Annotated in this window: 15 protein-coding genes; 1 reads left to right on the top strand and 14 read right to left on the bottom strand. The window is 71.9% G+C overall.

Annotated elements, in window-relative coordinates; all coding sequences use genetic code 11:
- The first annotated feature begins 1 nt into the window (after position 1).
- Positions 2-1627, top strand: coding sequence for an ABC transporter permease (locus ACFYXM_RS31945; RefSeq protein WP_389294631.1), 1626 nt, complete (start codon positions 2-4; stop codon positions 1625-1627).
- A gap of 964 nt (positions 1628-2591) precedes the next feature.
- Here ACFYXM_RS31945 and ACFYXM_RS31940 read toward each other — a convergent pair.
- The 14 genes from ACFYXM_RS31940 to ACFYXM_RS31875 form a co-directional block, all read right to left on the bottom strand.
- Positions 2592-3857 (bottom strand): cytochrome P450, encoded by a 1266-nt coding sequence (locus ACFYXM_RS31940; RefSeq protein ID WP_389294629.1) that lies wholly within the window; start codon positions 3855-3857, stop codon positions 2592-2594.
- Between the two features lie 85 nt (positions 3858-3942).
- Positions 3943-4659, bottom strand: coding sequence for a response regulator (locus ACFYXM_RS31935; protein ID WP_389294627.1), 717 nt, complete (start codon positions 4657-4659; stop codon positions 3943-3945).
- Complete coding sequence (locus ACFYXM_RS31930; protein WP_389294625.1) at positions 4656-6209, bottom strand: sensor histidine kinase; 1554 nt, start codon at positions 6207-6209, stop codon at positions 4656-4658. The genes ACFYXM_RS31935 and ACFYXM_RS31930 overlap by 4 nt, the downstream gene beginning before the upstream one ends.
- A gap of 418 nt (positions 6210-6627) precedes the next feature.
- On the bottom strand, positions 6628-7503 hold the full coding sequence (locus tag ACFYXM_RS31925) for an alpha/beta hydrolase (protein ID WP_389294623.1): 876 nt from the start codon (positions 7501-7503) through the stop codon (positions 6628-6630).
- A 336-nt stretch (positions 7504-7839) separates the two neighbouring features.
- Entirely contained in the window at positions 7840-9102 is a 1263-nt protein-coding gene (kynU, locus tag ACFYXM_RS31920; RefSeq protein WP_389294621.1) for a kynureninase, read from the bottom strand.
- Positions 9095-9943 carry a tryptophan 2,3-dioxygenase family protein gene (locus ACFYXM_RS31915; RefSeq protein ID WP_389294619.1) on the bottom strand — a complete coding sequence of 283 codons (849 nt, stop codon included), beginning with the start codon at positions 9941-9943 and terminating at the stop codon, positions 9095-9097. Before ACFYXM_RS31915 ends, kynU begins: the two co-directional genes overlap by 8 nt.
- Before the next feature lie 465 nt (positions 9944-10408).
- Complete coding sequence (locus ACFYXM_RS31910; RefSeq protein WP_362625636.1) at positions 10409-10822, bottom strand: DUF3151 domain-containing protein; 414 nt, start codon at positions 10820-10822, stop codon at positions 10409-10411.
- 100 nt (positions 10823-10922) lie between these two features.
- Entirely contained in the window at positions 10923-12707 is a 1785-nt protein-coding gene (locus tag ACFYXM_RS31905) for an MFS transporter (protein ID WP_389294617.1), read from the bottom strand.
- A 188-nt stretch (positions 12708-12895) separates the two neighbouring features.
- Positions 12896-14098: a MalY/PatB family protein gene (locus ACFYXM_RS31900; RefSeq protein WP_389294615.1), complete on the bottom strand. Its 1203-nt coding sequence runs from the start codon at positions 14096-14098 to the stop codon at positions 12896-12898.
- 253 nt (positions 14099-14351) lie between these two features.
- A complete protein-coding gene (gene fbaA, locus ACFYXM_RS31895) occupies positions 14352-15374 on the bottom strand; it encodes a class II fructose-bisphosphate aldolase (protein WP_389294613.1) in 1023 nt (340 codons plus the stop codon).
- A gap of 211 nt (positions 15375-15585) precedes the next feature.
- Positions 15586-16125: an orotate phosphoribosyltransferase gene (pyrE, locus tag ACFYXM_RS31890; protein WP_389294611.1), complete on the bottom strand. Its 540-nt coding sequence runs from the start codon at positions 16123-16125 to the stop codon at positions 15586-15588.
- 185 nt (positions 16126-16310) lie between these two features.
- Complete coding sequence (locus ACFYXM_RS31885) at positions 16311-17111, bottom strand: aldose 1-epimerase (protein WP_389294609.1); 801 nt, start codon at positions 17109-17111, stop codon at positions 16311-16313.
- A gap of 22 nt (positions 17112-17133) precedes the next feature.
- Entirely contained in the window at positions 17134-18363 is a 1230-nt protein-coding gene (locus ACFYXM_RS31880) for a hypothetical protein (protein WP_389294658.1), read from the bottom strand.
- Between the two features lie 248 nt (positions 18364-18611).
- Entirely contained in the window at positions 18612-20210 is a 1599-nt protein-coding gene (locus ACFYXM_RS31875) for a polyamine aminopropyltransferase (protein ID WP_389294607.1), read from the bottom strand.
- Positions 20211-20216 lie beyond the last annotated feature (6 nt).

The raw sequence follows: 20216 nt of genomic DNA, 5'->3' as shown, positions 1-20216 counted from the left end.
CGTGACCACGACCGCGCCGACCGGTGCGGGGCCCCGGACCGGCTCGGTGGCCCGGCAGTTCGCGGGCACCGGGACGCTCCTGCGGCTCGCGCTGCGGCGCGACCGGATCATGCTGCCGATCTGGGTGCTCGTGCTCGGGGGCTCCTTCTCCCCCGTCGCCAACTCCTTCGCCTCGCTGTACGACACCGCCGCCGGTCGGGCTGAGCTGGCCGCGTCGATGAACGGCAACAGTTCCCTCAGGGCTCTGTACGGACCGGTCTTCGCCGACTCCGTCGGCGGTCTCGTCAGCTGGCGGATGGTCTGCTTCGGCGGGGCGCTGGCAGCCGTGATGAACCTGATCGTCGTCGTGCGGCACACCCGTGAGGAAGAGGAGACCGGGCGTCAGGAAATGCTGTCCTCCGCGATGGTGGGGCGCCGCGCCCCGCTGACGGCCGCGCTGCTCACCGCGTTGATCGCCAACGCCGCGCTGGCGCTGGTCGTCGCGGTCGGCATGGCCGGCTCCGGCGCGGGCGGGTCCGGCGCGGTGGCGCTCGCCGCGGCGGTCGCCGGGACGGGTGCGCTGTTCGCCTGCACGGCGGCGATGGCAGCTCAGTTCACCGAGAGCGCGCGGCTCGCGAAGGGGCTCACGGCGGCGGTGATCGGTGCCGCGTTCGTCCTGAAGGCGGCGGGCGATGCGACGACGGACGACGGTTCGTCGGTCCTGACCTGGCTCTCTCCCCTCGGCTGGGCGGAGAACGTGCGGGCATACGCGGGGACACGCTGGTGGGTGCTGCTCGTCATGGCGGCCGCGATCGCGGTCCAGGCCGTCCTGGCCTACGCCCTGGCTGGGCGGCGCGATGTCGGCATGAGCTTCCTGGCGACCCGGCCCGGGCCGGCGCGGGGGCGGATATCGTCCGCCTCCGGGCTCGCGCTGCGGCTCCAGCGGGGAGCGCTGATCGGCTGGACGCTGTCGTTCGCAGCGGTCGGGGTCGTATTCGGCGGGCTGACCGACGGGGCGGCGGACCTGGTCGGCGACAACCCGAAGACGCGGGAGATCTTCGAGCGGATGGGCGGTCAGTCCGGTCTGACCGATGCCTTCCTCGCGGCGATGGTCTCCATGCTCGGCATGGTCGCCGCGCTGTACATCGTGGCGTCGGTGTTGCGGCTGCACGGCGAGGAGACGGCCGGGCGCGCCGAACCGGTGCTGGCGTGCGGGGTGGGCCGACTGCGGTGGGCGGCGGGGCATCTGGTGGTCGCGTTCGGCGGGGCGGCCCTGATCACGGTGGTGGGCGGAGTCGGCCTGGCCGCCGGGTACGGCCACGACCTCCCGGCCGTGCTGGGGGCGTCGCTGGTCCAGTTGCCCGCGATCTGGCTGCTGGGCGGCGTCACGGTCCTGCTGTACGGGGCGCTCCCGAAGGCCGCGGTGGCCTCCTGGGGCGTGGCGGGGGCATGCCTGGCGCTCGGGTGGATCGGGCCCGCGCTGGATCTGCCTCAGCCGATGATGGACCTGTCGCCGTTCACCCACCTGCCGAAGCTGCCAGGAGGCACCGGGATGGAGTGGAGCCCCGTGCTCGCGCTGACGGCGATAGCGGTGGCGCTAGTGGGCACCGGGGTGGCGGCGCTGCGACGACGCGATGTCCTGACCTGATGGCGCGGCAAAGAGACGAACGGGCAGTGGGATGAGGGGGTAAAGAGACGAGGGGGCAAAGTGAGAAACGGTGACGCAGTGACACGGTGATGTGGGCGGGGCCCGGGTGCAACCGTCCCGCGGCCCGCCCGCGTCACTCCGGCCATGGAGAACCGGGGCGAAACCGTTCGCGAAATCGTCGGCTGCCTCGCCGCCGCCGTCGGTGGAGTGGTCGGGCTGCTCGCCTGGCCCCGTACGGCCGACACGGCGTCTTCGGCGGCTTCGAAGGGGAGTCGGAGTGGAACGTGCTCTGGCTCGGGCTCCCCGTCCTGGTGCTCGGCGGCATCACGGCCGGGATCGCCCTCTTCGCCCTCGTGCAGGGAAGGTGGCGGTCGGCCCCCCCTCCCCCCTCGGGGCGGCGGCTCTCCTCGCGGGACTCGCGGCCTTCGGGCCGGCCTTCGACGTGCTGGCCGGCCCACCGCTCTGCGGTCCAGGATGCTGAGCAAGAGCTGACGGAGCCGGAGCCGCCGTGTCCGATCTCCACCAACCCGGACAGCCGGCCTCAAGGCCGTTGGTCTCAGGGCCGTTGGCCTCAGGGCCGTTGGTCTCAGGGCCGCTGGTCTCAGGGCCGCTGAGCCCAGGGCCGCTGAGCCCAGGCCACCGGGCCTCAGGGCCACTGAGCCCCGGGCCACCGGGCCAAGCGGTGCTGAGCCGGGGACCGTCCGAGCCGGGGCACGGAGCCCGGTCGGCCGATCCCGGGGACCGATCCCAGGTATCGAGGCCGGTGTCGAGCGGTGTCGAGGCCGGGAAACCGGACCGGAGTATCCGGGCCGAGGAATCCAGGCCCGCGTATCCGGGCCGAGGAATCCAGGCCGCATATCCGGGCCGGGGCACAGGCCCCGGGAAACCGGCCGGGGCGCAGGATCCGAAAAGCCGGGACGGGTTCCCGGGGCCGGCGCGTGTGCCCTGTCGCCCTTCGCTCGGGTCACAGCTCGACGCGGAGTTCCTTCAGTCCCCTGATCACGTAGCCCGGGTTCCATTCCGGCTCGGCCACCAGCCGGAGGCCCGGGGCGCGGCGCAGCAGCTCACCGAAGGAGGCGGCGAGTTCGACCCGGGCGAGCGGGGCGCCCAGACAGAAGTGGATGCCCGCGCCGAAGGTGATGTGCGGATTCTCGCGGCGGCTCAGGTCCAGGGCGTCCGGAGCCTCGAAGCGGGCGGGATCACGGTTGGCGGAGCCGAAGAGCAGGGCCACTTCGGACCCGCGCGGGATGACCGTGCCGTCGATCTCGATGTCGTCGAGGACCCAGCGCTCGAACATCTGGAGCGGAGTGTCGTACCGCATCAGCTCCTCGATCGCCGTCGGTAGCAGTCCGTGGTCGGCACGCACGGCTGCGAGCTGTTCGGGGTGGCGCAGCAGCGTCCACCAGCCGTTCACCGTGGTGTTGACGGTCGCCTCGTGCCCGGCGTTGAGAAGCAGTACGCAGGTGGAGATCATCTCCTGTTCGCTCAGCCGCTCCCCCTCGTCGTGGGCGGCGATGAGCGCGGAGATCAGGTCCGTACCCGGGTTCTTGCGCCGCTCCGCGATCAGCTCGCGCAGGTACGCGGAGAAGTCGAGCGAGGCGCGCACGGCGGCACGGGCGGTCTCCTCGGACGGGTTCAGCTCGAACATTCCGCAGATCGCCGCCGACCAGGGGCGCAGCGGGGCGCGGTCGGACTCCGGGATGCCGAGCATCTCGGCTATGACCGCCACGGGCAGCGGTTCGGCGACCGCCGTGAGCAGATCGCCGCCGCCCGCCTCGACGAACGAGTCGACCAGCTCGGCGGCGAGCCGCCGTACCGTCGGGACGAGCCGCTCGACCGTGCGTGGGGTGAACGCCTTGGAGACCAGGCGCCGGATCCGGGTGTGGTCGGGCGCCTCCAGGTCGAGAAGGCCCTGCCCGTTGAGGGTGTGGAAGGGCTCGTGCTCGGCGGGCGGCGGGGTGCGGCCGAACTCCTCGTGGGTGAAGCGGTACAGGTACGTACGGCCCAGGCGGCGATCGCGCAGCAGCGCGGACACATCGGCGTGGTGCGGGACGAGCCACTGGTCACTTGGCTCGAAGTAGTGCACCCGGCCTGCCGCCCGCAGCGCGGTACAGGCCGGGTACGGATCGGCGACGAACGCCGGTGACCACGGGTCGAAGGAGGCGTGGGAGCCGGAGGACTCGGACGACCGGAAGGGAACATCGGCCGCGGAACGGGAAGACGGGCTCATACAGGGACGCTAACCGGCCAGGTCGCCGCCGACCAGCCCCGCACCCGGCCGGGCCTCTCCGCCCTCGGCCGTGGCCGGGTGCGGCTCAGGACGGGGTGATCAGTCTGGCCTCGTACGCGAAGACGGCGGCCTGTGTGCGGTCGCGCAGCCCCAGTTTCACCAGGATGCGGCTGACATGGGTCTTGATGGTGGACTCGGCGACGACCAGGTGCGAGGCGATCTCCGCGTTCGACCGGCCCTGGGCGATAAGGACGAGCACCTCCGTCTCGCGTTCCGTGAGGTCCCCGACTCGGGCGAGCGCGGGCGGACGCGGCGTCTCGGCGAGCTTGGCGAACTCGTTGATCAGCCGCTTGGTGACGGTCGGGGCGAGCAGGGCCTCACCGGCGGCCACCACCCGTACGGCATCGGCCAGTTGTCGGGCGGAGGCGTCCTTGAGGAGGAAGCCGGAGGCCCCGGCGCGCAGTGCCTGGTAGACGTACTCGTCCAGGTCGAACGTGGTCAGCACCAACACCTTGGCGTCCGCGTCGGCGGCGACGATCTCGCGGGTCGCCTCGATGCCGTTGAGTTCCGGCATCCGGATGTCCATCAGCACCACGTCGGGGCGCAGCGCCGCGACCTTCGCGACGGCCTGCCGACCGTCGACCGCCTCGCCGACGACCTCGATTCCCGGCATGGCGTTGAGCAGGACCGAGAATCCCTCCCGGACCATCATCTGATCGTCCACGATCAGCACCCTGATGGGCGGGTCACCGGGGAGCGAGCCGGAGCCGGAAGCAGACGCGGAAGCGAAGGCCGAGGTCATACCTGTTCCGCCCGTTCCACCCGACCCACCCGACCCGCCGGTTCCGCCCGCTCACCCTGCTCGCCCTGCTCGCCCTGCTCGCCCTGTTCATCCCGATGTGCCGCGTCCACGTTGTTCACACCTTTCACCCGGTGTACCTCGTTCTCCTCCGTCGTTCGCTTCGCCCGCGTCTCCCGGGTCGCCTCGGTAGCCGCCGCCCCCTGCGTCGCCGGCATCACCAAGGTCGTCTCGTTCATGTCGCGCGCCGTGCTCGGTTCGGGGTCGAGTGCCACGGGGATGAACGCGGCAATCTCGTAGCCGCCCTCCTCGGTTTCCCCGGCCGTCATCGTGCCATTCAGCATCGTGACCCGCTCCCGCATCCCCGTGATCCCGTGGCCGGCGCCCGGCGAGGGCTTCACCGGAGCGGTCGCCGGTCCGTTCACGACACGCAGCCCCAGCCCGCCGAGCACGTAACCGATCTCCACCTTGGCGGCCGCGCCCGGTGCGTGCCGCAGCGTGTTGCTGAGTGCCTCCTGAATGATCCGGTACGCCGAGAGCTCGACGCCCTGCGGGAGTTCACGTATCGCGCCGGTGACCGTCTTTTCCGTCTCCAGCCCCGCCTCACGCACATTGGCGAGGAGCCCGTCGAGCTGGGCGAGGGTGGGCTGGGGAGCGTCCGGCACCTGCTGGTCGTCGGCCCGTACGACGCCGAGGACCCGACGCAGTTCGGTGAGGGCGGAGACCGCGTTCTCGCGGATCGTGACGAACGCCTGCTCCAGCTCGGGCGGCGGGTTCTCCACCCGGTACGGGGCGGCCTCGGCCTGGATCGCGACGACCGACATGTGGTGGGCGACCACGTCGTGCAGTTCCCGGGCGATGGTGGTGCGTTCCTCCAGCAGGGTGCGCCGGTCGCGTTCGACGGCGGTCACCGTGCGCTGCACCGTGACCTCGCGCTCCGCGTCGCGACGGATCTGCACCACGGCGACCAGCAGCAGTGCGAGCGCGGAGGCGAAGGCGAGGGGGCCGTTGGTCTCGTCGGAGGTCCGTCCTCCGAGGCCTTGCAGCAGGGCGCCGTACAACCCGGTGATCCCCCACATCCAGGCGGCGGTACGGGGCCGAGTCCGGGCCGCAACCACCACCAGCACCACCAGGTGCGAGAGGAGCATGCTCGGCGTCCACGGCCAGCCGCCGCTGCCGAAGATCGCCGCGAACGGGGCGAGTGCCAGCGACGCCCAGAACGCGCCGACCGGCCGGACCAGTGTCATCAGCACCGTGGCCATGGGAAGCAGCGCGGTCATGACGCACCCGACCATGAAACGCAGACCTGAGGAATCCCCCGAGGCCAGGCCCATGACTGCCACGAAGAACGCGGCCACGCCGACCAGGGCGTGAGGTGTCCAGGCGGCCCGCGCACGCATCCGGCCCGGCAGCCTGCCGGTCAGCGGCCCGTCCGTCCGCATCCGTTCCAGCGGACGGTAGGCGAAGGCGTCGCTGAAGAGATCCTGCCGCAGTCCGCCCAACACCCTGGCGGCCAGCCTGAACTCGGGGCTTCTGGTTTTGGTCTCGGTCACGTTTCCACGGTAGGCGCCGGTACGGCCCGGGACGTCAGCAGTGATGCGGATCCTGCGCCGTCCATCGCAAGTACTACGGAGCGGCGTCACGGAGCCCGTTCATCGCCGAGAAAATCGACTACGGAACCCGTTCCCGGGCGATGCGCGCGAACGGATGCGGGACCGGCCGACAGCACGGCACCGGCCGGTGGTGCGTGGCGGAGCGTGGTGCCTAGTGCCGCATCAGGCAACGTTTGCCCCGTCGCGACGTCGGGCACGCACTCTCGCTGCACCAGCCGAAAGCCCAAGTACGTCCAGTACAAGGACTTCCGGCCGGCACACCGAGAGCACGCACCCCACGCCGCTCCTTGACGGGCAAACGTAGCCTGCCGCGGCACTAGCGGGAACGATTCCGTCGCGGGAACGTCTCCGTCGCGGATCACCAGGCCAGTTGCGCGAGTTCCTCCGCCACCACCGCGCACGCGTCGCTCGCCGGGTCGATCAGCGGGAAGTGGCCGACCTCGGGCAGCAGAGTCAGCCCCACTGTCTCCCCGGCCCGCGCCGCCGCGTCGACGAACGCCTCCGCGACGGGTTGCGGCACATCGCGATCGGTGGTGCCCTGCACCACGACCGTCGCGATGCCGGTGGGCAGCAGCACCGCCGGGTCGGCGTGACGGGACCGTTCCTCGAACTCCTCCTCGCGGCCGAGGAACTGACCGACCGCCCCCGAGCACACGTCGAGCTCGACGGCCCTGGTGAAGTCCGCGATCGGCGCGAGGGCGACGACGCCCCGCAACGGGGGCGGCGCGGGCAGCCGCCATGGCGACTCCTCGGGCAGCACGTGCCGGGCGGCGGCCCACAGGGCGAGGTGCCCGCCCGCCGAATGCCCGGTGAGGACGATCCGCCGTACGTCGGCTTCCGGGAGTTCCCGGGCCAGCAGGGCCGGCAGCACGTCCATCGCCGCGGCGACGTCGTCGAACGTCTCGGGCCAGCGGCCCGCGACCGGCCCGTCCCCCCGCGGCTGGGGGATCTCGCCACCGCGCCGGTACTCGACACTGGCCACGGCGAACCCGCGCCGGGCGAGGAAGTCCGCGAACGGCGACATGTGCCGGCGGTCGTACGGCGCCCGCCAGGCGCCACCGTGCAGGACGACCACCACCGGCGCCCCCGTCCGGCCGTCCCGCGGGGCATAGAAGTCGATCAGCTGGTCGGGGTGGTTCCCGTAGGCGGCGGACGCGTCGGGGGCGACCGGTGGATGAGAGAAGGCCGATTCGGTCTCGGCTGCGTCCCGATCACGCGCGGCAGAATCCGACATGATGCTCCAACCCGTCCTGTCCGTCTCCTCCGTTGGGCCCGACTGCCCGGGAGTCGATGGCGTGTACTCGACGGTCTGCCAGTCCAACTGGCCTGACCTGCGGGGACGGTACCAGTACCGATGGTTCCCGTCCCCGCCGACGGATCAGGACAACGCCCGGCCGGCCCGGGCACCAGTGGCGTGACCGGCAAGGTTTGCCCGGAAGGAGCGTCGTCCGGTGCGTGCGCCCGCAAGGCGGAGGGTCGTCCTCGTACTGGGCGTACGTGGACGGTCCCGACAACGTGGCGAGGCGCCGTGCCAGGCGTCGCGGGCCGGACGGGACTTTCGCAACACGCCCTAGGCCCTGCCGTCGAGCTGCCGCCCGTCGAGCACTTCGCCCAGCACCCGCGCCGCCCGCTCGACATCCGAGAACCCCACGTACAGCGGGGTGAATCCGAACCGCAGCACGTCGGGACGCCGCAGGTCACCGACGACGCCCCGCTCGATGAGGGCGCCCATGACCGCCTCCGCGTCCTCGCACCGCAGCGCGACCTGGCTGCCGCGCTCCGCGTGCGCGACCGGGGTGAGGGAGGTGATCCGGCCCTCGGGGGCGTACGCGGCGACGCACTCCAGGAAGAAGTCCGTCAGCGCCAGGGACTTGGCCCGTACCGCCTCGATCGACACCCCGTCCCACACGTCCAGCGACGCCTCCAGCGCGAGCATGGAGAGGATGTCGGGGGTGCCGACCCGGCCCCGTACGGCGCCGTCCGCCGGAACGTACCCGGGCGTCATGCCGAACGGGTCGGCGTGCGACGTCCACCCGGGCAGGGGCGAGTCGAAGTCCGCCTGATGGCGCTCGGCGACGTACAGATAGGCGGGCGAACCGGGCCCGCCGTTCAGGTACTTGTACGTGCAGCCGACCGCCAGGTCCACGCCGTGCGCGTCGAGCCCCACCGGCAGGGCGCCCGCGCTGTGGCACAGGTCCCAGACGGCGACGGCCCCCGCGGCGTGCACGGCGTCGGTGAGCCCGGCCAGGTCGTGGAGCCTGCCGGTGCGGTAGTCGACGTGGTTGAGCAGGACGGCCGCGGTACGGGGACCGAGGGCGTCCGGCACCTCGGCGGGGGCGGTCGGGACGAGCCGGTGGCCGGTCATCCGGGCCGCGGACGCCGCGATGTACCCGTCCGTGGGGAACGTCGTCGCGTCGACGAGGATCTCGTCACGCCCCTCGGGCGCCAGCCGGGTCGCGGCGACGAGGGCCTTGAAGACGTTCACGCTGGTGGAGTCGCCGACGACGATCTGTCCGGCGGCGGCGCCGACGAGCGGGGCGATGCGGTCGCCGATCCGCTCGGGCGCGGTCCACCAGCCGCTCTCGTCCCAGGACCGGATGCGCAGCTCCCCCCACTCACGGGTGAGCACCTCCTGGAGCCGGCCTGGCACGTGGGCGGGCAGCGCACCGAGCGAGTTGCCGTCCAGGTAGACGGTGTCGTCGAGCGCGAACAGTTCGCGTCGGCCGGCCAGCCGGTCGGCGGCGTCGAGCCCGGCGGCCCGCGCGCCGAGCTCCTCGGACGCCGAGGCACGGACGCCGGATGCGGGAGCGTGCCCGGTGAAGGTCTCAGACATGGCTGCGCGCACTCCACAACTCGGGGAAGACATTCTTCGTGGCCCGCTTCTCCAGCCAGGCGACCCCGGCGGAACCACCGGTACCGGTCTTCGAGCCCATCGCGCGCCGGGTGGCGACGAGGTGGTCGTTGCGCCAGCGCCACACCAGTTCGCCGACATCGGTGAGCGCCTCACCGAGCCGGACCAGTTCGTCGTTCTGGTCGGGGTTGGCGTAGATCTCCGCCCAGACGGCCTCGACCTCGGGCGACGGCTCGTACTTCTGCGTCAGGTCACGTCCGAGCACGGACGGCGGTACGGCGTGGCCGCGCCGGGCGAGCAGGGCGAGCGTCTCGTCGTACAGACTCGGTTCGGCCAGCGCCTTCTCCAGCTCGGCGTGGACGCGGGGCGCGCCCCGGTGCGGCACCAGCATGGACGCGGACTTGTCGCCGAGCAGGAACTCCATCCGCCGGTACATCGCCGACTGGAAACCGGAACCCTCGCCGAGGGCGCCCCGGTAGGAGTTGAACTGGGCGGGGGTGAGCTGGGCGAGCGGCGTCCAGGAGGCGTTGAGCGCCTCCAGTTCGCGCACGGACCGCTTCAGCGCATCGCGCGCGACGGTCAGCCGGTCCTCGCGCAGGGCGTGCGCGGCGGTCTCCCACTCGTGCACGATGACGGTGAACCACAACTCCATGACCTGGGTGGTGACCAGGAAGACCATCTCGCCCGGGTCGTCGGAGAGAGGGTGCTGGAGGTGGGTCAGGACATCCGCCTGGACATAGTCCTCGTACGGAGTCGTTCCCGCGAAGTCGAGATGCGGGGTCTCCGCACCGGTGGCTTCGGGGTCGGGGTGAATCGTCGACATTGCTGTCTCCTCGACACAAGCTTCCGGGTAGCGGTCCGCCCCTTCCGTGAGGTGGTGGAGCTCCGGTCCCCTGTCGGCATCCTAACGACCTGGGGAACAATAGGGAGTGGATCAGCGAGCGGCGTCATGCGGCTTCGAATCCAAGGCGGAGGCGGGAGGCGACGCGGGGCGTCGGTGACCGACGACAACGCGGGAGGCGGAGTCGCAGGGCGTCGGGAGCCCGCTCCCTGTTGCTCCCCAGGTCGTAAACGGAGGCCGGGAGAGCACGCAGACCCCGCGGACGTGGGTGCCACTGTCCGCGGGGCCCGGAATGCCGCGTGCGTGCGGGTACGCATGGGCGCGTCAGGCATGCGTACGCACGCGTACCCGCACACGCTCACGCACGTACGCGGCACACATCGCCCGCGCGGGTACGCCGGTCGGGTGCGCCGTGCTGGTGCCCTCCGCCGGGCGGTCCCGGGTGCCTCAGCCGAGGGTCTCGGCGGCGGTCGGCGAGGAGTCCCGCAGGAACGTCGTGCAGCGCTCGTACTCCTCCTGCTCGCCGATCGCCCCGGCGGCGCGTGCCAGCGCGTGCAGGGCGCGCAGGAAGCCGCGGTTCGGCTCGTGCTCGAACGGCACCGGGCCGTGGCCCTTCCATCCGGCCCGGCGCAATGCGTCGAGGCCTCGGTGGTAGCCGGTGCGGGCGTAGGCGTACGACTCGATGACGCGACCGCCCTCGAACGCCTCGTCGGCGAGCTGCGCCCAGGCCAGGGAGGAGGTCGGGTACTTCGCGGCGACATCTGCGGGGGCCGCGCCGCTCGCGAGCAGTTCGCGCGGCTCGGGATCGTCCGGCAGATGGGTCGGGGGCGGTCCCCCGAGCAGGTTCTCGTGGATCGACATGCGTTCAAGTGTGCCTGGCACATGCGCGCCGGGGGTACCCGGGCGCACGGCGATGAGGCGGTTCACGCCGGTGCGTGCGGGCACTCCCCGTTGCGGGGGTTCACGTCGGGTGTCGTCCGACGCCTCCCGCGCCTCCCGCGTCCCCCGGCCCTCCCGCTCCTTCGCCACGAGCGGACTCGTCACGCGTCGGCTGCTCACACGCGGACTCGTCACGCGCGGGTTCCCCGTGCACAGGCCGCACAGGCTCCTCGCGCGCGGACTCGTCATGTGCGGACTCGTCATGTGCGGACTCCTCGCGCGCGGGTTCCAGGGGCGGGGCGACGACGCCGCAGTGCACCGCGCACTCGGGCCGCACCCGCCCCTCCGGCCGCACCCTCCCCCGGCCCTTCCGCCACCCTGTCCAGTCCTTCCACCGACCCACCCTCCGCCCCTCCGGTTCGCCCTTCCCCTCCGCCTCCCTCTCCGCTGCCGGCACCGGCGGGTTCCGTACGGCCGCCCAGGCGATCAGCGAGCCCAGCACAAGCAGCCCGGCGCACATCGGCATGGCCCGCCGGAACGTCACCGCGAACTCCTCGGCGTTCCGGTACGCCTCCGGCCCCATCCCGGCGAGCAGCGGCAGCGCGGCAACCGCGATCAGCCCGGCGGCGCGGGCGGCAGCGTTGTTGATCCCGCTGGCGAGACCGGCCCGTGCGGTGTCCACGGAGGCCAGGACGGTCGCGGTGAGCGGTGCCACGAGGGTGACCATGCCGGCGCCGAGCACGGCGACGGCCGGGAGAACGTCCGTGAGGTAGGAGGAGACGGAGTGCGCCCCGGGCCGGACCCGCAGCATCAGCAGCATCCCGGTGGCGGCGACCAGGGGGCCCACGCCGAGCGGGATACGGGGGCCGATGCGCTGCCCCAGCTCGCCCGAGGAGGCGGAGAAGACCAGCATCAGCAGGGTCATGGGCAGCAGGGCCGTGCCCGCGCCGAGGGCCGAGTACCCGGCCACGACCTGGAGCTGGATCGCGGAGAGGAAGAAGAAACCGCCCAGCGCCGCGTACACGCAGAGAGTGATGACGTTGACGACGGTGAACTGCCGGGAAGCGAACACGGAGGGCGGCAGCATCGGGTTCCGCCGTCGGCGTTCCACTCGTACGAAAACGGCCCCGAGGGCGACCCCGGCGAGGGCCGTCCCGATCACCACGCCGGACACGCCCCGGCCGGGGGCCTCGATCAGCGCGTAGGTCACCAGGGCCAGGGCGAGCGCGGCGAGCACAGCGCCCAGGACGTCGAAGCGCCCGTGGGCGTGCGGGTCGCGCGATTCCGGTACGTGGCGCAGCGCCACCGGAACGCAGATCGCGGCGAGCGGCACGTTGAGGAGGAACACCCATCGCCATCCCGGCCCGTCGACGAGCCAGCCGCCGACGAACGGCCCGATGGCGGCCCCGATCCCGCCGAACCCCGACCACAGCCCGACCGCACGGGCCCGGTCGTCGGGGTGAAAGCTCGCCTGGATCAGCGCCAGCGAACCGGGGGTGAGGAGTGCCCCGCCGATGCCCTGGAACGCGCGAGCGGTGATCAGGACGACGGCGTTCGGCGCGACCCCGCACATCACGGAGGCGGCGGCGAACCAGACGATTCCGACGACGAAGACCCTCCGCCTCCCGAACCGGTCGCCGAGGGCACCGCCGAGGAGGATCAACCCGGCGAGGGTCAGCATGTAGGCGTTGACGGTCCATTGCAGGGCGGCCAGGTCGGTGCCGAGGTCCTTGCCGATGCGGGGCAGGGCGACGTTGATGACGGTGGAGTCCAGCAGGGCCATGCTGGAGCCGAGCACGGTGGTGAGGACGACCCACCGCCCCGCAGGGGAGGCGACGCGAATGGCTCCCGTCTCTGCGTCAGGCATATGAGCAGCATCCCCGCTCGGGGCCGCAGCAGCCATCGGAGCGAACGCACCTGTACGCATTCAAGCGAATCCGCCCGTGCTCCTTCACACAGACGGACGGAACCGCCCCGGAAGACTCCAGAAGCCACGAGGAGCCGGACCCATGGCCCCCGGAACCTCCGAAACCCCGCGCTACGACAGGACCCGACCTACGACACGCCTCCAGCCACGGCCCTCACGCCCCGGATCAGCGCCTGGACGCCCGCCTCCGCCTTGGACCTCGGGCACCCGACGTTCAGCCGTACGAAGCCTTCCGCCCCGTACACCGCCCCCGGCATCACCGCGACCCTCTCGCGCTCGACCAGCACCCGCTGCAACGCCTCGTCGCCGTCGGCGCCCTCGATGCCCACCGGCCGCAGGTCGATCCACGCCAGGTAACCGGCCTGCGGCGGCTCCCATCCCAGGCCGGGGAACGCCTCGTTCAGCCGCTCCGCCACCAGCTCCAAGTTCCCGCCGACATAGGCACGGACCTGGTCCAGCCAGTCCGCGGCCTCCCGATACGCGGCGATGTGCGCGGTGAGCGACAGCACGGCCGGGGAGGCGAGTCCCTCCGCCGTCTCCATCCGGCGCAGGAATTCCGCCCGGTCGGTCGGGTCACCGATCAGACCGTACGAACCGGTCAGCGCGGGGAAGTTGAATGCCTTCGACGCGGACGAGAGCAACGCCCAGCGCCTTTCCCCCTCCCCCTCCCCCTCGTCGGCGACGCACGTCCAAGGCACATGCGCATGCCCCGGGTGCGCGAGATCGGCGTGTATCTCGTCGCTGATCACCGCGACACCGTGGCGCGCGGCGAGCGACGCCATGGCGCCGAGTTCGTCGCGCGTCCACACCCGTCCGGTCGGGTTGTGCGGCGAGCACAGGACCAGGACCTTGCTGTCGGTGCGGGCGAGCTCACGTTCCAGCGCGGCGGTGTCCCCCACCGGAACACCCCGCAGCTCGCGCCCGAGCCCGGTGATCGCCTTGCGGAAACCGTCGTACACCGGGGTGTGGACGACAGCACCCTCGCCCTCGGCCGTCCACATCTGGAGCAGCTGCGAGAGCTGGCTGAGCACGGACGGCCCGTACACCAGCTGTCCGGTGTCGATCCGGACCCCGTGCCGGGTCGCGTACCAGTGCGCTATCGCCGAGCGGAAATCGTCCTGCTGCCAGGTCGTGTAGCCGAAGACGCCGTGGTCGAGCCGGGTCCGCAGCGCGCACAGCACCTGGGGGGCGGTCTCGAAATCCATGTCGGAGATGGTGAACGGCAGCAGCCCGTCCACCCCGAACCGGTCCGCGACCCCGTCCCACTGCACGGACCAGGTGCCACGACGGTCGACGACGGTGTCGAAGTCATAACGTGCGCCGGCACTCACAACGATTCTCCCCTGCCCGTCACGCCGTGGGCCCGGCGCCCCGAGTGCTTTCCAGGGGGTGCCGGGCCCACAGCCTCGTCACGTGCCGCCTCGTGCGGCGCGCCTGTCGTCCGTACGTCCGCGCTGCTTCTGCGCGTCTCGGCTGCTTCTGCGCGTCCGCTGCATCCGTACGCCTGTTGCTTCCGTACGTCCGTAGCTTCCGTACGTCCGTAGCTTCCGTACGTCCGTAGCTTCCGTACGTCCGTTGCCTGCGCTACTTCAGCTTGGTGCCGGTGGATCGCAGGTCGGCGCACGCCTTCGTCACACGCTCGGCCATGCCCGCCTCGGCGGACTTGCCCCAGCTGCGCGGGTCGTAGACCTTCTTGTTGCCGACCTCGCCGTCGACCTTCAGCACACCGTCGTAGTTGCGGAACACGTGGTCCACGATCGGGCGGGTGAAGGCGTACTGGGTGTCGGTGTCGAGGTTCATCTTCACGACGCCGTTGTCCAGGGCGGTGGTGATCTCCTGCTCGGTGGAACCGGACCCGCCGTGGAAGACGAAGTCGAACGGGGACACCTTGCCGTACTTGGCGGCGACGCCCTCCTGGAGGTCCTTCAGCAGCTCGGGGCGGAGCACGACGTTGCCGGGCTTGTAGACGCCGTGCACGTTGCCGAAGGAGGCGGCCAGCAGATAGCGGCCCTTCTCGCCCAGGCCGAGCGCCTCGGCCGTGCGCAGCGCGTCGTCGACGGTCGTGTACAGCTCGTCGTTGATTTCGTGCGAGACGCCGTCCTCCTCGCCACCGGTCGGGGTGATCTCGACCTCAAGGATGATCTTGGCGGCGGCGGCCTTGGCCAGCAGTTCCTGACCGATGGCCAGGTTGTCGGCGAGGGTCTCGGCGGAGCCGTCCCACATGTGGGACTGGAACAGCGGGTTCTGGCCCTTGGCGACGCGCTCGGCGGAGATGTCGAGCAGCGGACGTACGTAGCCGTCCAGCTTGTCCTTGGGGCAGTGGTCGGTGTGCAGCGCGACCTGGATGCCGTACTTGGCGGCGACGATGTGCGCGAACTCGGCCAGGGCGACTGCGCCGCTGACCATGTCCTTGTTGTACTGACCGCCCAGGAACTCCGCGCCGCCGGTGGAGATCTGGACGATGCCGTCGCTCTCCGCCTCGGCGAAGCCACGCAGTGCAGCGTGCAGGGTCTGGGTCGATGTCACGTTGATGGCCGGGTAGGCGAACTTGCCTGCCTTCGCCCGGTCGAGCATCTCGGCGTAGACCTCGGGGGTTGCGATGGGCATGTGTCCGCTCCTTGGGATTTGCGGGTGTAGGTGCTGGTTCCCTGACCTGGGGGCGACATCATCGTCGTCCCCATCTTCCCAGACTCCCGTCACGGCTCCACCCGGCCTACGCACACGAACCCCTGCCGGGCGGTCCAAGGCATGCGCCAGGGGTGGGCGGTTTCACGTGAAACCGCCCACCCCTGAAGAAAATCGCAGGTCAGACCGCGTATCAGGCCAGACCGAGGTCGGCCACCGAGTAGACGTGGATGTACGGCAGACCGGCCTCGGTGATCGCCGCAGCCGCACCCCGCTCCACGATCACGGCGACGGCGACGACCTCGCCACCGGCCTCGCGCACCGCCTCGACGGCCGTCAGCGGCGAACCACCCGTCGTCGACGTGTCCTCGACGACCAAGCAGCGGCGGCCCTTCACATCCGTGCCCTCGATGCGGCGCTGCATCCCGTGCGCCTTCTGCGTCTTGCGAACGACGAACGCGTCGAGCTCCTGCCCGCGCGCGGCGGCGGCGTGCAGCATCGATGTGGCGACCGGGTCGGCCCCCAGAGTCAGCCCGCCCACGCAGTCGTAGTCCAGCTCTGCGGTGGCATCGAGCATGACCTGCCCGACCATCGGGGCGGCCTTGCCATCCAGCGTGATGCGGCGCAGGTCGATGTACCAGTCGGCCTCAAGACCCGAGGAGAGGGTCACCTTGCCGTGTACCACGGCCTTGTCCTTGATCTGCTGGAGCAGCTCAGCACGTACGTCAGTCATGGTTACGAGCTTAAGAGGTCGCGCGCATATGTCCGGGCCAATGCCGGGCCGAGTCCGACCCGGCCGCGGCGCTCCCGTCAGACGCGTGTCCCTGCCCGGCCGGTCCGGTCCCGGACCCGCCCCTTCCCGATCACGCACCCGCACCCATGCCGGGATGGGCCGGTACCGGCCCATCCCGGGATGGGTCAGAGCCTGCGCCAGTTCCAGGTCGTCCGGATCTCCAGCGGGTCAATCGGGGTGACGTACCGGGGGTCGGTGTTCAGCCCGTTCGGCGGGCCGGACTGCGGTTCCACGCAGACCGCCTCCGCCTGTTCGTCGTAGATCACGACCCACTCGGCCCGGCTCTTCACGGTCAGCTCCAGCTGCTCCGGCCAGGTGAGGGTCACGTCGACACCGTCCGGCATCCCGAAGCAGTCGTCCCAGGGGCCGGGCAGCGGCGGGAGGCGGCGGCCGGTCGGCAGATGGTCCTCGCCCCGTTCCTCCTGCCAGGCCGCGTCGAAGGCCACCTGCACGTCCTTCCCCCCGCCGCCGAGGTTGCGCAGAAACCAGGGATGCCAGCCGGCCTGTGCCGGGAACGAGTTCCCGTACGTCTCGATGCCGAGCGCGAGCACCAGCGAGTCCTCGGACAGCTCGAAGGTCTGGGTCACCCGGCCCGGATACGGCCAGGGGTCGACGAGGTCGTAGTAGAACGAGGCGTCCCGCTCGCCCACCCGGGCGCTGCGCCAGGCGGTGTCCCTGCCGGTCCCGTGGATGGCGTGCGGCGGGGCGTTCAGCGGCAATCGGTGCGGGACGTCGCCGTTGTGAAAGAGCCCGTACCCGGTGCGTCCGCACCACGGCACCATCGGAAAGGAGCCGTACCGCTCCCCCTGCCGCAGCAGTTCGGTGCCACCGATCCGGAGGCTGTCGATGCGGCAGCCGTTGGCGGGGTTCACGGTCAGCTCTGCGTCGCCGACTGACAGCCGGACGTCCTTCTCACTGCTACTCACGCGACCGACATTACTGGCGCGACTACCTCCGTCGCCGCAACGCCCGGCCCACCACGACGGCCGACGCGAGCGCGAGCGCGGCGGCGGGGGCGACCCAGCGGAGTGTGACCCCCGCGGAGGTCGAATCGGGTGACGGCACGGGCGCGTACCTGCCGCGCGGCGGCGCGTGGTCGACCTCCTCGGCACTGCGGCCGATCATGGTGCGCCGGGCGTGCGCGGCCTCGGCCGGGGGGCCGTCGGGGACGGTGAACTCGATCTCCTCCTCCGGGTCGAGTGACGGCGGGGGCACGGGGGCGTCGAAGTCGGAACCCGCGCCCGGCGGCTTCTCGGCGGAGGGCGCCTCGTCGGGGGCGGCCTCGTGCGTGGGCGGCGTGTCGTCGTCGACGCCGTCGTCCACGCCGTCGGTGTCGTCATCACCGGTGCTCCCGGGAGCGGCGGCGGGCCGGGCGGTGGCCGCGCCGGTCGTGTCGGCCTCCTCGGCCCCCTCCTCGATGGCCTGCTCCACCGCTTCTCCCACGGTCCGCTCGGCGTCGTCGAGGTCGGTGTCGTCGATACCGTGAAGGGCCTCGTGCTCCGGGTGGCCGGACACGGATCCGTCCGCCGGGCCGTCCGTGACCTCACCCGCCGGACCGTCCGCGGTCGCGGCCTCGTCCGCCGGGCCGCCCGCGCCGCTGTCCCGCGGTCCGTCGTCCTGCGCGCCACCGCCCTGCGGGCCGCTGTCCTCCGGGCTCTCGGCCGACTCGCCGTCCGTCAGCGCCTCCGTCACGAGCTGCTGCGTGAAGCGGTCCAGCAGGCGGACTGCGGTCGCGAGCGCCGCCGCCGGATCCAGGTCCAGAATGCGGCCGTCGCCCGTCGCCGTGCCCGCGAACAGGATCGCCGTACCGCCGTCCCGCTCGGTCAGCCCGATCGTCAGTGTCAGTTTCGCCGAGCCACCGCCCCGGGCCTCGACGCCCTCGCCCGTCACCAGGACATCGCCCCGCCGCGATCCTCCCCGGCTCCGGTCCTCCGCGCTCTCCGGGCCTTCCCGGCTCTCCGAAGCCGCCCTGCCATCGGCACCGTCCTGCGCCACGACGGTGAGCCGCAGCGCACCCCGGTACGTGATCGTGCGGCCGTCGACCCGGATCCGCAACCGGCCCGACAGCGGGTCGGCCGACGCCTCGGCGCCCTGTTGCAGCCCCGGCACGCAGCGTGCGACACGGACGGGATCACTCAGCGTCCGCCGCAGGGACGGGACCGAAACCGGAACGAACACCTCATGCTCCATGAAAACCGAGCCTACTCAGCCCCGGCCGTCACGTCAGCGGTTCCGCGTCGCGAGCTCCCGGCACACGCCCCGCCGACGCCCCCCACCGACTCCCCGCCATTGCCCGTCGGCGCCCACCGCGCCTGCCCGCCATTGCCCGCCGACGCGCACCACGACTTCCCGCCATCGCCCGCCACGACTGCCCGCCGTAATCCCACCAGCTCCCTCCCCGCCCACGACCGATTCCCTACCCCGGCTCACCGGTCCTCCCAGTACCGCGGGTGGACCAGCGTCGACGGCGGCAGACCGCGCGGCCGGGCGTCTTCCGCTTCTCGTCCCGCGCGCTCCAGCGAGCGTTCTGTCAACGACCGCAGCCTCGGCGCCGACGGCGCGAGCCGGAGCGCCGGAGCGCGTTCCGCGCCGCCGAGGACGAAGCCCCAGCCGTGCTCGGCCTGCGCCCGGTGTGTGGCCCGGTCGGGCCCGGCCGCGAAATCGGTGCCCCGGCCGCTGATCCGGTACGGGCGGGTGCGCAGGCCCGCCGCCCTCATCGACGCCTCCACCGTCCAGTACGTACGCGGCCGGGACACCGAGGGACCGCCGTGCACCACCACCCGGCCACCCGGCGCCAGCACCTCGGCGACCAGCCCGTAGAACTCCGCCGAGTAGAGCTTCGTACTGGCCGAGATCCCCGGATCGGGCAGGTCGGAGATCACCACGTCGTAGCGGTCGCGCGCGGTCCGCAGCCAGGTGAAGGCGTCCGCGTCGACGGCCGTCAGCCGGGCGTCGCGATAGGCGTGCCGGTTCAGCGCCGAAAGGGCGCGGTCGGTACGGGCCAGCCGGGTGAGACCGGGATCGAGCTCGACGACGGTGACGCCGCGTACGTCGGAGTAGCGCAGCACCTCCCGGGCGGCGAGCCCGTCGCCCCCGCCCAGGATCAGCACGCGGGCACGCGGCCCGTCCATCGCCGGGTGCACCAGTGCCTCGTGGTAGCGGTACTCGTCGCGAGCGCTGACCTTCAGCCGCCCGTCCAGGTACAGGTCCAGCGAACCGCGCCCCGTCCCCGTCAGCACGACCTCCTGCAGCCCGGTCTGCACGGCGACCCGCACCCCGTCCCCGTACACCGCGCGCCGCGCCGCCCGCTCGAAGTCGTCGACCAGCACCGTGGCGACGGCGAGGAGGGCGATCACCGCCACGTTGACGACGAGCAGCAGCCACCGGGAACGCGGGGCGAGGTCCCGCCGGAACACCCACAGCACCAGCGCCCCGCCCGCCGCCGCGTTGACCGCTCCGGTGAACAGCGCCCCGGTGAGCTGCCCGAGCATCGGCAGCAGCAGGAAGGGGAACGCGAGCCCGCCGACCAGCGCGCCCACGTAGTCGGCGGCGAAGAGGTCCGCGACGGCGCCCCCGGCGTCCTGCCGGTCGACGCGTTGGATCAGCGTCATCAGCAACGGGATCTCCGCACCGATCAGGATCCCGATCGCGAGCGAGAAACCCACCAGGGCGTACCGCGACTCCCCGAACCAGGCGAACGTCGCGTACAGCACCACCGCCGACGAACCCCCGACGAGCGCGAGCAGCGCCTCGATCAGCCCGAAACCGACCGCCGCCCGACTGCGTAAACGTTTCGCGAGAAGCGAGCCGACGCCCATCGCGAACACCATCACGGACAGCACGACGGACGCCTGGGTGACGGAGTCACCGATCAAGTACGAGGCGAGCGCCACCAGTTCGAGCTCGTACACCAGGCCACAGGCGGCACAGACGAAGACGGCGGACAGCACGAACCAGCGGCCGGTCCTCGGCCGTACGGGAAGATGTGCCGCGCCCCCTCGCAGCGAGACCTGCTGGTCGATCATGTGGCG

Source organism: Streptomyces sp. NPDC002476 (assembly GCF_042889785.1).
Lineage (GTDB): Bacteria > Actinomycetota > Actinomycetes > Streptomycetales > Streptomycetaceae > Streptomyces.
Note: the sequence above shows the minus strand (reverse complement) of the source record. Positions and strands in the feature narration are given on the sequence as shown.

What these genes read in the sequence shown, in the direction of transcription:
- ACFYXM_RS31940 (WP_389294629.1), bottom strand. Translation starts at nt 3,857, where the DNA reads ATGAGCCCGTCTTCCCGTTCCGCGGCCGATGTTCCCTTCCGGTCGTCC.
- ACFYXM_RS31935 (WP_389294627.1), bottom strand. Translation starts at nt 4,659, where the DNA reads ATGACCTCGGCCTTCGCTTCCGCGTCTGCTTCCGGCTCCGGCTCGCTC.
- ACFYXM_RS31925 (WP_389294623.1), bottom strand. Translation starts at nt 7,503, where the DNA reads ATGTCGGATTCTGCCGCGCGTGATCGGGACGCAGCCGAGACCGAATCG.
- kynU (WP_389294621.1), bottom strand. Translation starts at nt 9,102, where the DNA reads ATGTCTGAGACCTTCACCGGGCACGCTCCCGCATCCGGCGTCCGTGCC.
- ACFYXM_RS31915 (WP_389294619.1), bottom strand. Translation starts at nt 9,943, where the DNA reads ATGTCGACGATTCACCCCGACCCCGAAGCCACCGGTGCGGAGACCCCG.
- ACFYXM_RS31910 (WP_362625636.1), bottom strand. Translation starts at nt 10,822, where the DNA reads ATGTCGATCCACGAGAACCTGCTCGGGGGACCGCCCCCGACCCATCTG.
- ACFYXM_RS31905 (WP_389294617.1), bottom strand. Translation starts at nt 12,707, where the DNA reads ATGCCTGACGCAGAGACGGGAGCCATTCGCGTCGCCTCCCCTGCGGGG.
- fbaA (WP_389294613.1), bottom strand. Translation starts at nt 15,374, where the DNA reads ATGCCCATCGCAACCCCCGAGGTCTACGCCGAGATGCTCGACCGGGCG.
- pyrE (WP_389294611.1), bottom strand. Translation starts at nt 16,125, where the DNA reads ATGACTGACGTACGTGCTGAGCTGCTCCAGCAGATCAAGGACAAGGCC.
- ACFYXM_RS31875 (WP_389294607.1), bottom strand. Translation starts at nt 20,210, where the DNA reads ATGATCGACCAGCAGGTCTCGCTGCGAGGGGGCGCGGCACATCTTCCC.